Raw genomic sequence first — 14,491 nt, forward strand, 5'->3', positions numbered from 1 at the left:
GTCAAAGCCCCGTTCTGTGCGCACGCGCGGTGAAGAAAATGCCCGAGGGGCTGTCGGCCTCAATCTCGCGCAGCTTTTCAAAGGTCTGGGTGTCGTAGACCATGACTTTGTTGGCATCGCGGACGCTGATCCAAACCTCATGCCCTCGAGGCGTGAATTCCATATGCAGCACGGCGGGGCCGGGTTTGAACTCGTGGATGATTTCCTTGCTCACTGAATCAATGACCTGAATTGTATCATTCAACGGGTGGGCGAAATTCACCCAAACCTGCCGACCGTCGGGTCGGGCCATGGCAAAGACCGGCTGGCCGTGGGTCTGCGTGCGCCCGGTCTCGGTCAGGGTGTCGGAATCGATCCAGAGAACCTCGTGATGGCCGACAGCCGGCAGCACGAATTCGCGGCCGGTCAGCGCCCAGCCTTCGAGGTGGGGCATCTTGTAGACCGGCATCTCTTCCTGTCCGCGCCCATAGTTGGGCAGCACGCGGATGGGTTCGGGCGTCTCGGCCCAGAGGTCCAGCGCGGTCAGGCCGTCCTCGCCGAACAGACCCGTGATATAGGTGCGGCCGTTTGCGGTGATCAGCGCGTCATAGGGGTTTTTGCCCATATCGGTGATCTTGGTAATTGCGGGGTCACCCTTGGCGAAATCGGCGATCCAGGTCTCGCCCGTATCCCACATGGTAAAGACAAACCGGCGACCCGGTGCGTCGACCAGACCGATGGTTTTGCTGTCAGTTGGGATATCGGCCACCATCTCCAGCGTCTCGGCGTCAAAGACACGCACGCCACCGGGTTCATAGTTCGATACGGCGACCAGTTTTCCGTCATCCGAAATCGCGCCGCCAATGGCATTGCCCGCCTGAACGACGCGGTTCACGATCTGGCGGGTGACGATGTCTACTTTGGTGAGCCCACCGTCACGCCCGAAAACATAGGCAAAGCGTTCATCGGGCGAGTAGACCAGCGAGGCATGGGACAGATCGCCCAACCCTTCGATCCGGGCCAGTGCGGCGCGGTCGGATTGGTCCACCAGCAGAACTGAGCCTTTGGCGCGTTCAATGACAAGACCGAGATCGCCCGTCGCGGTGGGCTCAGCTTGGGCTGTGGTCATGAGCAAAGTGGTGGCGAGAGTAAGAATGAGCTGTTTCATTGTGCCTCCTGTGCCAGCAGATAACGCGCGATCCATTCAGCCTCTTCTTCGCTGATCAAAGGACGCCATGGGGGCATCGCGGTGTCGGGGATGCCATCGAGAATCACGCCGGTCAGAACGTCCGCGTCGTAGTGCTCCAGTGTCTCGGATCTCAGATCAGGGCCGAGACCGCCTTTCAACGACAGCCCATGGCACGAGCCGCAGTCCTGATGGACAAGACGTTTCAGCGCGTTGGGGTCAAGAGTGTCGGCGGCAAAGGCAGATGTGGCCACAAGCACAGCCGTTGTCAGTACAGCGCGCGCGGTCCAACCTGGACCCTTGGCAGCACCATCGGGCAGCGACCGACTGCCCCCTGATTGCCTGGAACCAAACTTAGCCATGCGCCTGCTCCAAAAGTTCGGCCACGGGCCGTTCTGCGTATAGCGATACGACCTTGCCGATGATGAACAGCGTCGGTGCTTTCAGATCAGCGTCGCGCACATCCGCTGCCAATCGATCCAGCCGGGATACCATGCGGCGTTCATCCGGTGTGGTCGCTTTGCCCACTGCCAGAACCGGGGTCGAGCCGGGCAGGTTTTCGGTCATCAGACCCATGGCGATCTGGCCGATATTGGCGACGCCCATATAGACAACCAGCGTCGAATCCGGGTCGGCCAGACGTTTCCAATCCAGATCCAGCACCTTGTCGGCCTGCCGATGCCCAGTGACATATTGCACCGAGGTCGCCAGCCCGCGATGGGTCAGCGGCACGCCGGTGGAACAGGAGGCCCCCTGTGCGGCGGTGATGCCCGGCGCATATTCGACCGGGATGCCGTTAGACATCAGATGCGCCGCCTCTTCCGAGCCACGCCCGAAGATCATCGGGTCGCCGCCTTTAAGGCGCGCAACGGTGTGACCGGCGCTGGCTTCTTCGACGAGGATTTCGTTGATGCGATCTTGCGGCACCGTATGGCATTTGGGGGCCTTGCCAACCGGGATCAGCCGTGCGCCCTCGGCATGCAAGTTGAGGATATCGGTCGAGACCAAACGGTCATAAACAACAACATCTGCCTCTTGCAGCATCCGCAATGCGCGCAGGGTCATCAGTTCAGGGTCACCGGGGCCTGCGCCAATCAGAAAAACCTTACCGCTCATGTGCAAACTCGCTTGGTCTGAATGTCTTCGGAGCCCGGAATTCCTGCGCGATCAGGGGACGTTGCTGGGTGAGCCGGGCGTGTCATGCGGCCAGACTGGCGAAATCGAAAAGGAACCTCCTTGACTAAAGTTAAGGAGCGCAGGAATTGATCCCGCGCTCCTCTCTCTCATGCCTGTATGGTGCCTCGGCTCAGGGTTCGACGGTGATCATGCCGATCATGTTCTGCGTTTCCCAATGGGGTCCGCACAAATATTCCTGCGGGCCGGGGGTGAGGAAGGTCAGTTCAACCGTTTCCTCAGGAAACAGCCTGTCGCTTTCGGGTTCGCTGCCATCTTTTAGCAGGACCGAGTGGCTGGTGCGTTTGTCCACGTTGACCCAGCGCACCGTGGTGCCTGCTTTCACGGTCAGCTCGACCGGGCAGAAGGTGTATTTGTACATCAGCACCACTTCCGCATCCTCAACGGAGGATGAGGGCTGACCAAACAGCTCGGCATAACGCTCTTCGGCTTCAGCACACAGCTCAGCGGTCTCATCCGCCCAGGCAGGTGCGGCCAGAAACAGCAAAGCGGGAAGAAGGTGTTGGGGTTTCATCGTCCAAGTCTCCTCTTCTAAGCGAAAGGGGCCGGTTTGCCCGGCCCCTGTTCCTTATTGTTTGACCACGTTGATGAAGGCGCTGTCGTCATCCAGTGCCAGGCTGGTATCCAGCGTTACGTGATGGAACCGTGCGGCGGCAAAGTCATCGTGGATAGCAAAGCCGACTGTGTAGGTCTGACCGACCTCCAGCGGCACGTCACCAGGCGCGCCCGAGTTCAGTGGGCGGGTGAAGACCACGGTCCACATGCCCGCGTCGAGGCTGGCCGAGGCGGCGATTTCGCCGTCATTAACCACGCGCTGTTCCAGCAGATAACCGTTGGTGGCGCTGCCGTCTGCATAGACGCGCATCAGGTCCAGATAGGTTCCGTCGGCCAGATACTGCTCGATCTGCTCAGCGGCTTGCAGTTTGTCCCAGCCACCCAGCGCCTTGCCACGACGGCCCTTGATCTCGACCTCGGTCCGGCTTTCGCTGATGTACTTGGTCACCGTGTCCTGCGTGTTCAACCGACCCGAGACATCGCCATTTGCGGCAATCGCCTCGGCACCCGGATCAAAGGGCATATAGCTGTTATCGGCGTGACACGACGCCCAACACCCCACCTGTTCGCCCAGTTCGATCCCTGTGCCGGTGATCATCATGGCAACCTTGATCTGGTTGTCGGGGTCCATTTTGCCACCATCAACGAAAGGTGCGGGATTGTGCCCGGCATCCGGCCACTGCAGTCGGACATAGAGGTTCTGATCATCATGCGCGGCCTGTACGGTCGCATCGATCACGCCCCGTTTGCCGGGGATCGGCGTCGGCTCAAGCTCACCACCTGCGACGATTTTGTTGCCGATGGTATCCAGCTCTTTGGCGTGACAGGTCGTGCACTGATCACCTCCTTTAGTCAGCGGCCGTGCGCCACCGTGGAATTTGCCATTCTGCACCCATTCAAACGAAGCTTGACCGGGGTAGAACAGCTTGAGATCTGCGGCGGCCACAGCGTTCCAATCGATATCCGACCCGACATCGCTGCCACCTCCACCACCCGAAGGCGCTGCGGCCTCTTCGCCGCCGGCTTTGGCGCGCTCCTCGGCCACCGCCGCATCCACCGCCGCCGCAATCTGTGCCTGCACGGCCTCATGCTGTGCCTGTTTGGCAGCTTTTTCGGCCTCAGCTTCGGCAGCTTCTTTGGCTTCGATCCGTTCCAGGCTGGCCAGGTATTCCGGCGGTATCTCGCGGATAAAGGACGGGTTCGGGGCCTCAAGCTTTTCCAGATACTCCTCGTCAGCCCGATCCCGGGCGTCCGAGTGTGCAATCCCTTTGTGACAGTCGATACAGGTTTGCCCGACGGTCATCGCATTCAGGTGCTGCTGACGCGCACGGGGTTTTTGGAACTCGGGCATCATCGACTCGAAGTCATGGCAGTTGCGACACTCGCGCGAGTCGCTGGACTTCATCCGTTCCCACTCGTTCATTGCCAGATGTACACGCTTGGCTTCGAACTTTTCGCGTGTGTTGATGGTGCCGACCATCTTGCCGTACAGCTCTTTCGACGCCTTGATTTTGCGGATGATCTTGTGGGTCCAGTCCTTGGGCACGTGGCAATCGGAACAGACAGCGCCTACGCCGGAACGGTTCACGTCATGGATCGTGCCCGTATATTCCTCATAGACGAAATCGCGCATCTCGTGGCACGAGATACAGAAATCTTTGGTGTTGGTGGCTTCCATGGCGGTGTTGAACCCGCCCCAGAAGATGATGCCGCCGACAAAAGCTGCGGCAATACCGGCCACGGGCATTCCCCACAGGAAATACCGGCGCCAGATCGGTTTTTTCTTATCCGGTTCGGAGGTCATATCCGTGCTCCGTTTTGGCTTTCTTATCTGGCCTTTGATGGCAGGCCGGTGAGTTTGGCTGATGGGTCAAACGAGGAAAGGGCGGGCGAGGGGCCCGCCCTTTCCGGTGTTGGTTCTCAAACCGTCAGGTGACGTGGTTCGAACGGTTGTAGACGTTGAACTTACCGGTCGGAGCATAAAGCCCTTCGATGCGGCCGATTTCTTCCAGTGTCTTGGCGTCGAAGATTACGATCTGACCATTGGGTTCTTTCGAATCCGACAGGTTCCATTTGGAGACCCAGACCTCGGTTCCATCCGCGTTGAATTCGAAGTGAACAGCAGCGCTGCCTTCGTCTTCGGTGATCTGGATGGTTTTCACGATCTCACCGGTCTCTTTCGAGATGACCTGAACAGATTGCTGAATTTCCGGCTCGGGGTGTTTAGTCTGGTCAGCCCAGATGTAGTCCGAGTTCGGGTGGGTACGGACAAACAGGCCGGGGCCGTCTGTTTCCACTTCGTAGCAGGTTTTCCAGGCCTGATCCGGATGACCTTCGGGGTCGTTACCCCAGACCGTTACGGTACCAACACCAAGGTGGGTTGTACCAGCCACCGGACCACAGTTCGGGTCGACCCAGTTGGCGCCCGGTCCCGGGTGCGGCAGGGCTGCAGTGTCAATCATCGCTTCCAGCTTGTGGGTCTCGGTGTCGACGACGACCATCTTGTTCGACGCGTTCGCGGCGATCTGGAAGTACCGGCCTGTCGGGTCGAAGAACCCGTCGTGCAGGAACTTGGCCGAGTTGATCTTGTCGATCCGCAGGTTGTCCAGGTCGGTATAATCGACCTGCCACAGCTGGCCGAGCTCTTTCACGGCAACGATCCAGGTGGGTTCGTTCGGCGTGGTGTAGATCGCGGCTACGCGGGCTTCTTCCACATACTCGCCGTCTACGTTGGTGCCGCGTGTCGAAACGACCTTTACCGGTTCCATGGTCTGCGCGTCGACGATCGCGAAATGCGGCGGCCAGTAGCCACCACCGATGACGTATTTGCCGTCGCCGGAAACGGCAACGTCGCGTGCGTCATAGGCGATTTTGACCTCGGAAACCAACATGTTCTCAGGCTTCTGCCAGAGGTCGATCTTGGTCATCTTGCCGTCGCGGCCCATCGTGTACCAGAAGCGGCCGGGATGCTCAGGCTCAGTGATCGAGTGGTGCTCAGACGCTTTCAGAACGTGTACGGCATAACCGGTCGGGATGTGGGTTAGCACTTCTTTGGTGTCGCCGTCGATAACAGCCACTTTGCCCACGTCACGTTCGATGACGACGAAGAAGTTTTCCCAGTTGCGGCCATGCAGCGGCTCGGTCGGATAGTCGGCCTCTTCCACATAGACCTTGCGGGTCTCTTTCATCTGCTCCAGCGACATTTCCGGCGGCTTGGGGGCCTCCATCATAATATATGTCGCCATATCCTTGATTTCCTGCTCGGTCATAATGTCCGAGAAGTTGTTCATCCCGCCTTCGGTTCCCCAGGCGATGATCTTTTCAAGACGCTCCTGACCCAGCTGAAGCGTACCGCCTTCTGTGACGGTGCCGTCTGCTGCAGTTTTTTTCCAGTGTGGTTCCAGGTTCTTACCGGTCGCACCTTTGCGCAGAACGCCGTGACAACCTGCGCATTGTTCAAAATAGAGCTGCTTGGACGACTCAAATGCTTCGTCGCTCAACGTTGGCTCTTCGGCAAATGCTGGCGCGGCGACAGAGCCCAGCAGCATTGCCAAACCGACCCCAAAGGCGCGGCCGGTCTTATCGTAGCTGATTCCAAGTGACATGATCACTCTCCATTTGCGTGGTGAGGCAGGTTGCAGCCTGAAACATTGGCGCCGATCACTCCTTGACGAAAGTCAACGGAAGGGTCGCAAACTGGAAAATGAAGGTCCTGATTAGCCTTCAAATTATGAGAAAAACCTATGTTTTAGGGTCATGTTTCTCCGGGTGCTTGATTTCGGTTAAGTCCGGCGCGGGTCGGTTTTGCTAGACCGAATCCAACAGCCACTAAGGCCGAGGAGAGCAGGCATGCCGGCAATGATCGCGCGGGTACTGGGTGATGGATTTCGCGTCTTTTTTCTGTCAGCGGGGCTATTCGGTCTATTCGCGGGTGGTGCTTGGGGTGTGTGGCTCACGACTCAGACCGGGTTGGTCGATTACGAATATCCGACCTACGCCATGAGCCCACCAATGTGGCATGCGCATGAGATGATATTTGGATATGCCACGGCTGCCCTTGGAGGATTTTTACTGACAGCGGTGCCAAACTGGACGGGTACGCCGGAAGCAAGGGCACAGTTTATTGTTATCGCCGCGGGTATCTGGTTGGCCGGACGGATCGCGATGTGGTTCTCCGGGGCTTTGCCGCCGGGTCTGGTCGCTGTCTTCGATCTGGCCTTTGTACCGATTCTGGCGGCAAAGATCGCAAGCCAACTGATCCGACGCCCCAAGCCGCAGAACATGATCTTTCTGTTGTTGCTCAGCTATTTCTGGATTGCCAATCTGCTAACCCATCTGGATTGGATGGGCATGACTGGCGGTTCGCTGGACATAGGATTGCGTGTAGGATTGCTGACGCTGTGCAGCATGATCGCGATACTTGGTGGACGTATAACGCCAGCTTTCACCCGGAATGCGATGAAGCGCGCTGGCGAGCCGGAAGCCGCGTGGCCGGTGTCGGTAGCTGCATTAGACAAAGCCAGCATGGGATTGGCGCTGCTACTACCGCTCAGCGTTTTTCTCTTCGGATTGGGTAAGATAGCGGGTGGCATGGCCGTAGCGCTTGGCATAACCCAAATCCTGCGCATGTCACGATGGCGCGCGCGCTGGGCCATACGTCAACCGATCTTGGTTGCCCTGCATCTGGGTCTGGGAATGCTGGCACTGGGGTTGGTTTTGTGGGGGGTGGCGGTTCTGGGTATCGGCAGCGAAATCGGCGCGTTGCACGTTCTGGGGATCGGTTGTGTCGGAGGCATGACCCTAGCTGTGATGAGTCGGGCTGCTTTGGGCCATAGCGGCCGCGCACTTGTTGCCCCACCACCTATGGCGGTCGCCTACGGTCTTATGGCTTCGGCTGCTATTTTGCGCTGGGTTGGTTCAGTGACCGACCAGGGGTATCTGGTCATGATGTTGGTATCTGACGGTCTGTGGATCAGCGCTATCGTTCTTTACCTGATCACGATGTGGCCTGCTTTGACAGGGCCACGTATTGCTTCCTGACTGTAGGCGCGCCGATGAATCCGTATCAAGACGGTCGGATCAAGGCTATGTCGTTTTTTTTGTGCCGTCGCAGCAATGAGTGGATTTTTCTTCCCTGCCTGGGAATCTGGCGCGCAGCCACAGGTTGATGATCCTGCGAGGCCAGTTCAGGGAAAAGCGCAACAATTTCAACCAGTGCTTCCGGGTGTATAGCCTTTAGCGCCTGTTGCCCGGTGAATAGGCTTTCGGATGGCGCACCTTCGGCCAACACGATCTCATGCCGGTCGAAGAGCATGTGATGGTAGACGACATTCTGAGCGTCCTCTTCGACAGTAATTCCCGAGATGCCAACAAGCTTGTGGGCTGGGACCAGGACTTCCTCGCTGTCGAACATGCGAATCGCGATGTTCGAACGGATCAGCATGCGGTGCTGGGGTGAGACCAAAAGATCACGACGTGGCAGGCCGCTGCCCAGACTACCGGCAGCGATCCGGATAGGGCGTAATCTGGGTTTGCGAGCCAGTTCAGACGCATCAAGCGTTCGCGATCCAATCCAACGAATAACTTGGGGACCGTGATCCAAGGTGACGACTTTGTCACCAGTGGATAGTGTTTCGATCGCGCGAGGTCCGGTTGGAGTATCTATCAGCGTGCCAGCGCAGAAGCAGGGAACAACGGTATCTACGTCAATATTCGCGCCGTTGTCGACAACCGAGCCAACAGTCAGCGTTGTATTAAGTGGGGGTACATCACCGATAAAGCCGAGAAAATAGCCTTGTTCCGCCGTTGGGAAATCGAAATCGCCATCGCCGTTTTCATCCCAGTCCATAACACCGATCTGATAGGTGTTGACGCCATCATTTACTTCGATCGTGTAGTCCCAGATAAACACCTCTCCCAAATAGGTCTGGGTCGGGTCGTTCGGGGATTCATTGACGATATTGTCGCCTTCAATAGCCGACCCATCCGCACCATCGTCAATCGTGATCTGGTTATATTGGGATATCTGAAACGTGGCCCCAAGCGTCGCAAAGGTCGCTGTGTTGTCTGTCATCGTCGTGTCAGTACGAAAGGCACCGTAGATATTAATTGGCATTGATATTTTCCGCCTGGCTTGAGTGGGCCACAGGCCGAAGGGAAAACTCCGACCGACAAAGAATTCTGCAAGAGACTGACCACCCTAATTGCAGTTTTCAAGGTTATTATTCGATTAAAAATATCGGTTTAATGAGGGAAAACTGCTGTTGTTTGATCAAAATAGATCGTTGTTGGCCTCTGATGACCAAAGATTTGGAATGGGGAACGCTCATCCTCTGCAGTCTTGACTTTCGTTAAGGCAGTTCCACTACCCACGCGGCATTGTCTCCATACTAGCTAATCTGCGCAAAGGAGAGCGCAATGCGAGAAGTCATGACAAAGAGCATGGCTCGCAACATATTCTATGGCGGGTCACTGTTCTTCATCCTCATCTTTCTGGCCCTGTCGGCCCATTCGCACTTGTATATCGTCAACTCCGAGAATTCGGCAAAGCTTGATGAAAGTGTGGTCCGGGGCAAGCATGTCTGGGAAAAACACGCCTGCATCAACTGTCACACCATCATGGGTGAAGGCGCCTACTATGCGCCGGAAGTCGCGAATGTGATGACCCGTTGGGGTGTGCTGGACGACCCGGAATCAGCCTTTGAAGCACTTAAGGGCTGGATGGAAGCACAACCGACCGGCATTCCCGGTCGTCGACAGATGCCCAATTTCAACCTCAGCGACGAAGAGATCCGTGATCTGGCGAACTTCCTGATCTGGACCGACAATATCGACGCTCAGGGCTGGCCGCCCAACGAGGCAGGCTGAGAAAGGGAACGGAGCAATGAAATACGAATCCCAAAAAATCGCCTATGCCTACTTTGCGGTAGCTATGGCCCTGTTCGCGATACAGGTGATCGGCGGCCTTCTGGCCGGTTTCATCTATGTATTCCCGAACTTCCTGAGTGAGCTTCTGCCGTTCAATATCGTGCGGATGCTTCACACCAACTCTTTGATCGTCTGGCTGATCCTTGGCTTCTTTGGAGCGGCCTACTTCCTGATCCCGGAAGAGGCGGAACGTGAAATCCATTCACCCAAGCTGGCTTATCTGCAGCTGATCATTCTTGTGGTCGGCACGCTGGGCGTGGTCGTGACCTATGTCTTCAACCTGTTCGAAGGCAATTGGCTGCTGGGCAAAGAGGGGCGCGAGTTCCTTGAGCAACCCAAATGGGTCAAGATGGGTATTGTCGTTGCCGCGCTGATCTTCCTGTACAACGTGTCGATGACAGTTCTGAAGGGCAAGAAGACTGCCATCACCAACATCCTGTTGTTGGGTCTGTGGGGTCTGGCGCTTCTGTTCCTGTTTGCCTTCTACAACCCGGGCAACCTGAGCCTCGATAAGCAATACTGGTGGTATGTCGTTCACCTGTGGGTTGAAGGTGTGTGGGAACTGATCATGGCCTCAATCCTCGCCTACCTGATGCTAAAGCTGACCGGTGTAGACCGTGAGGTGGTCGAGAAATGGCTTTATGTCATCGTCGCCGCCGCTTTGTTCTCGGGCATCCTTGGGACAGGTCACCACTACTATTGGATCGGTACCCCTGCGTACTGGCAATGGATCGGTTCGATCTTCTCAAGCCTTGAGGTGATCCCGTTCTTCGCAATGATGGCATTTGCCTTCGTCATGGTCTGGAAGGGCCGTCGTGACCACCCCAACAAGGCCGCTCTGCTATGGTCGCTGGGCTGTGCCACGCTTGCCTTCTTCGGTGCTGGTGTCTGGGGCTTCCTGCACACACTGCATGGGGTGAACTACTATACCCACGGTACACAGATCACCGCCGCGCACGGTCACCTGGCCTTCTACGGTGCCTATGTCTGCCTCAACCTGGCGATCTTCAGCTACGCGATGCCGATCCTGAAGAACCGTGATCCCTATAATCAGGTTCTAAACATGGGTTCGTTCTGGCTGATGACCAGCGGCATGGTGTTCATGACCTTCGTCCTGACCTTCGGCGGAACCGTACAGACGCACATGCAACGTGTGGTCGGTGACTACTTCATGGACGTACAGGACCAGATTGCGATCTTCTACTGGATGCGTCTTGGCTCTGGTGTGGTTGTAGTGCTTGGTGCGCTGCTGTTCATCTACTCGATCTGGGTTCCCCGGAAAGAGGTGGTCGAACCCGGCCCAATCGAACGCGACCGGCTGGAAAGCGATCCTGACCACGTCGCAGCGGAGTCATGAAGATGGACGGCTCCATGAAACTGAACGAGGGGGTGGCAAACGCCCCCTTCTACCTCGCCCAAGGTGATGAGTGCGATGTGTTCACCGCCGCTTACAACAACGACCTGCCGGTTCTGCTGAAAGGCCCGACAGGCTGCGGCAAGACCCGTTTCGTGGCCCACATGGCCGCAAAACTTGGCCGCCCGCTGTACACCGTGGCCTGCCACGATGACCTTGCCGCTGCCGACCTGATTGGCCGCTACCTGTTGAAAGGTGGAGAAACCGTCTGGGTCGATGGCCCCCTGACCCGTGCGGTGCGCGAAGGTGCGATCTGCTATCTCGATGAGGTGGTTGAGGCCCGCAAAGACGTGACCGTCGTGCTGCACCCGCTGACCGACGACCGGCGCATTCTGCCGATCGACCGCACCGGCGAAGAACTTGAGGCCGCCCCCGGATTCATGCTGGTGGCCTCATATAACCCCGGATACCAGAATATCCTGAAAACCCTGAAACCCTCGACCCGGCAGCGGTTTATTTCGCTGGAATTCGACTTCCCATCGCCTGAGATGGAAGCCGAAGTCGTCGCGCAGGAAAGCGGGCTGGCGCTGGAGCGCTGCAAGCCCCTGATCCGGTTGGCGAACAAGCTGCGTGGGCTCAAGGGTCGGGACCTTGAGGAAGGCGTTTCCACCCGTCTGGTTGTCTATGCCGCGACGTTGATCGCACAGGGCATGTCAACCGACCGCGCCATCCTTGCCGCTATGATTGAACCTCTGACTGATGACGAGGACATCAAACGCGGGCTCCTCGATCTTGTCACGGCTGTCTTTGGGTGAGGCCGGCCGATGGTCAGGATCGATTTTGAGCCATGGGAACCCGAAGAAACGATCGGGAAACTGTGGCACACCCTTGCCAGCCGCCTTGATGCACCAGAGGTGCATGATGGAGCCGCGGTCGACCTCTCTGAGGTCGCAGGGCGGCTGGCCGTCCTCTTCCGAGGGCTTGGGGGTAGTCCGGGCGTTGAATTGCGCCCGGTCTCACCCGAGGTTTCACGTCACCGTCTAAGCTGGCGCCGCAAGCTGGCAACCGAGGCCGAGCTAATGCCGCGCGCCTCGTTCGATGGCGAAGTTCTGCGCCTGCCGGACCGGCTGGCAGTTTTCCCCGCGCGCGAAGCCAATGGCGCGCTTTTTGTCTGGCTGGCCGCTGCTGCCGCCCATGCCGGAACCCGGATTGATGAAGATGACCCTCTGCGCGCTGACCTGCGCGCGTTGATCGCCGCGCAGAGCATGGTCGAAGCTACTTTGGACGACGCCCCCGGCCTGCGCCCACTTTACACCGAGCTTTGCAAGGGTGTTCTGCATCACCGCGATATCCCCGGCCTGCCTCCTGTGGAGGCCGCGGTCGAGGAACTGGTTCGTTACATGCTGGGCGATCCCGCACCCCTGTCAGAGCGGGCCGAGCAGCTTCTGACCTTGGATGATGATCTGACCGCCCCACGTGGATATCAGCATCTCCGCCCTGTTCCCCTGTGGCCCGAACTGCGCGCCGTCGGATTTTCCGAACACAACGAGGTCGAAAACCCCGATACCGAAGGTCCACCTGAGGAATCAGGGGAGAAAACCCACCGCGCCCGCCGCCGTAAATCGGATCAGGCCAACCGCAGTGACAGTTTCATCCTGCACAAGTTCGAGGCGATCCTCAGCTGGGCCGAGTTCCTGAACATCAACCGGCGCATCGATGATGACGATCCCGATAACGCCAAGAAAGCCGCCGACGATCAGGAAGAAATCGGTTTGGGGCAGATCTCCAAAGCCCCGCCGACCAAGTTGAAACTGCATCTGGACCTTGCGCCCGAGGACGTGAATCGCGAGCGTCTTTCAGGCCGCATCCTCTATCCTGAATGGGACGTGCGCACGGGGCAGTACTTGCCGGATCACGTCAACGTCTTGCTGTCGGATGCCGATATCCGCGAAGACTCGGCTGAATTCGGCAAAGACCCGGCCACCGCCCGCCGCATCCGCGCCGTAAAACGCCAGTTCGAGGCGCTGCGCCCGGGCCGCGTCATGACCCGGGGCCATTTGGACGGCGATCAACTGGATATCGAGGCTGCCGTGCGGGCCGAAACCGACCGCCGCGCCAGCGGAGAAGGCAATGAACGCGTCTGGATGCAATCCCGCCCCGAAGCCCGCGATCTGGCCGTTTCGATTCTACTGGATGTCAGCCGCTCGACCGAAAGCGCCGTGACAGGCCGTGCCGTGATCGACATCGAACGCGAGGCACTGGCCGCGCTGGCCTGGGGTCTGAACGCCTGCGGTGACGATTTTGCCATTCACGCTTTCAGCTCACTGAAACGCCAACGCGTCTTCGTGCAGCGCTGCAAACGGTTCGATGAGCCGATGGGCAGATTGGTAGAACAGCGCATCGCGTCCCTGCGTCCGGGCCACTATACAAGGCTGGGTGCGGCGATCCGCCATTGCTCGGCCGATCTGGCCAGTCAATCGCGCAAACGCCGGTTGCTGCTTGTGATCACCGATGGCAAACCCAACGATCTGGACCATTACGAAGGCCGTCACGGCATCGAAGACACACGCCAAGCCATCCGCGAGGCGCGCCGCGCCGGGCAATCGGTCTTTGGCGTTACCATCGACAAAACCGGTAAAAGCTGGTTCCCGCGCATGTTCGGCCAAGGCGGATTCGCGGTCATCCCCGATCCGCACCGCCTGACTATGGCCCTGCCGCAAATCTACCGCCAACTGGTCGGCGCATGAGTGATACCTCTTTGATCGACGAGCTTCCGGGCGAGTTGTTGATGTGGGTTCTGATCATCTCGGAACTGCTGGTATTCGGCGCTGGCCTGATTGCCTTCATGGGCGTTCGGCTGACCGATCCGGCCGGGTTCGCCGAAGCACAATCGCATCTTTATCGTACCGGAGCGGCGCTCAATACGGCGGTGCTGGTGACCTCAGGCTATCTGGCGGCGCAAGCGCTGCACTGGCGGCAGATCGCGCGTCGGCTCGCCGCCCGTCTGGCACTGATCGCCGCCGCCGCGCTGGGCGTTGTGTTCCTGATCATCAAGGGCGCGGAATACGCCGGCAAAGCAGCACAGGGGATCACCTACGAAACCCACCCGTTCTTCCTGTTCTACTACCTGCTAACCGGCTTCCACGCCGCTCATGTGCTGGCAGGTGTTGGCATCCTGCTGCTGGTCGCCTGGTGCGATGACCCCCGCAACATCGAGGCAGGTGCGCAGTTCTGGCACATGGTCGATCTGGTCTGGATCCTGCTTTTCCCCGTGATCTACCTGTTGGGATAATACG

At 58.3% G+C, this 14,491-nt stretch carries 13 protein-coding genes; 6 read left to right on the top strand and 7 right to left on the bottom strand.

Annotated features, from left to right (window positions below):
• Position 1: 1 nt before the first annotated feature.
• From AC2FI7_RS18655 to AC2FI7_RS18680, 6 genes are all read right to left on the bottom strand, one after another.
• Positions 2–1,147, bottom strand: a complete 1,146-nt coding sequence (locus AC2FI7_RS18655) for a cytochrome D1 domain-containing protein (protein WP_260023514.1) — start codon at positions 1,145–1,147, stop codon at positions 2–4.
• Positions 1,144–1,527: a c-type cytochrome gene (locus tag AC2FI7_RS18660; RefSeq protein ID WP_010443102.1), complete on the bottom strand. Its 384-nt coding sequence runs from the start codon at positions 1,525–1,527 to the stop codon at positions 1,144–1,146. Before AC2FI7_RS18660 ends, AC2FI7_RS18655 begins: the two co-directional genes overlap by 4 nt.
• On the bottom strand, positions 1,520–2,281 hold the full coding sequence (gene cobA, locus AC2FI7_RS18665) for a uroporphyrinogen-III C-methyltransferase (RefSeq protein WP_496815710.1): 762 nt from the start codon (positions 2,279–2,281) through the stop codon (positions 1,520–1,522). The genes AC2FI7_RS18660 and cobA overlap by 8 nt, the downstream gene beginning before the upstream one ends.
• Before the next feature lie 190 nt (positions 2,282–2,471).
• Positions 2,472–2,873, bottom strand: a complete 402-nt coding sequence (locus AC2FI7_RS18670; protein WP_010443104.1) for a cupredoxin domain-containing protein — start codon at positions 2,871–2,873, stop codon at positions 2,472–2,474.
• Between the two features lie 54 nt (positions 2,874–2,927).
• Positions 2,928–4,718: a NapC/NirT family cytochrome c gene (locus tag AC2FI7_RS18675; protein ID WP_260023511.1), complete on the bottom strand. Its 1,791-nt coding sequence runs from the start codon at positions 4,716–4,718 to the stop codon at positions 2,928–2,930.
• A 124-nt stretch (positions 4,719–4,842) separates the two neighbouring features.
• Complete coding sequence (locus AC2FI7_RS18680; RefSeq protein ID WP_010443106.1) at positions 4,843–6,519, bottom strand: cytochrome D1 domain-containing protein; 1,677 nt, start codon at positions 6,517–6,519, stop codon at positions 4,843–4,845.
• 244 nt (positions 6,520–6,763) lie between these two features.
• On the opposite strand from AC2FI7_RS18680, the gene AC2FI7_RS18685 reads away from it, so the two are divergent.
• Positions 6,764–7,954, top strand: a complete 1,191-nt coding sequence (locus AC2FI7_RS18685; RefSeq protein ID WP_010443107.1) for an NnrS family protein — start codon at positions 6,764–6,766, stop codon at positions 7,952–7,954.
• 25 nt (positions 7,955–7,979) lie between these two features.
• On the opposite strand, the gene AC2FI7_RS18690 is transcribed toward AC2FI7_RS18685, so the two are convergent.
• Complete coding sequence (locus tag AC2FI7_RS18690) at positions 7,980–8,987, bottom strand: Hint domain-containing protein (RefSeq protein ID WP_238528836.1); 1,008 nt, start codon at positions 8,985–8,987, stop codon at positions 7,980–7,982.
• Positions 8,988–9,331: 344 nt separating this feature from the next.
• On the opposite strand from AC2FI7_RS18690, the gene AC2FI7_RS18695 reads away from it, so the two are divergent.
• The 5 genes from AC2FI7_RS18695 to AC2FI7_RS18715 are packed head-to-tail and all read left to right on the top strand — an operon-like array spanning position 9,332 to position 14,487.
• Positions 9,332–9,781, top strand: a complete 450-nt coding sequence (locus tag AC2FI7_RS18695) for a c-type cytochrome (protein WP_010443109.1) — start codon at positions 9,332–9,334, stop codon at positions 9,779–9,781.
• A gap of 16 nt (positions 9,782–9,797) precedes the next feature.
• A complete protein-coding gene (locus AC2FI7_RS18700) occupies positions 9,798–11,198 on the top strand; it encodes a cbb3-type cytochrome c oxidase subunit I (RefSeq protein WP_010443110.1) in 1,401 nt (466 codons plus the stop codon).
• 2 nt (positions 11,199–11,200) lie between these two features.
• Positions 11,201–12,010, top strand: coding sequence for a CbbQ/NirQ/NorQ/GpvN family protein (locus AC2FI7_RS18705; protein ID WP_010443111.1), 810 nt, complete (start codon positions 11,201–11,203; stop codon positions 12,008–12,010).
• Between the two features lie 9 nt (positions 12,011–12,019).
• Positions 12,020–13,942 carry a nitric oxide reductase activation protein NorD gene (locus AC2FI7_RS18710; RefSeq protein ID WP_480607169.1) on the top strand — a complete coding sequence of 641 codons (1,923 nt, stop codon included), beginning with the start codon at positions 12,020–12,022 and terminating at the stop codon, positions 13,940–13,942.
• Positions 13,939–14,487: a cytochrome c oxidase subunit 3 gene (locus AC2FI7_RS18715; RefSeq protein WP_010443113.1), complete on the top strand. Its 549-nt coding sequence runs from the start codon at positions 13,939–13,941 to the stop codon at positions 14,485–14,487. The genes AC2FI7_RS18710 and AC2FI7_RS18715 overlap by 4 nt, the downstream gene beginning before the upstream one ends.
• The last annotated feature ends 4 nt before the right edge of the window (positions 14,488–14,491 follow it).

It is taken from the genome of Ruegeria sp. YTSA064, assembly GCF_059610325.1.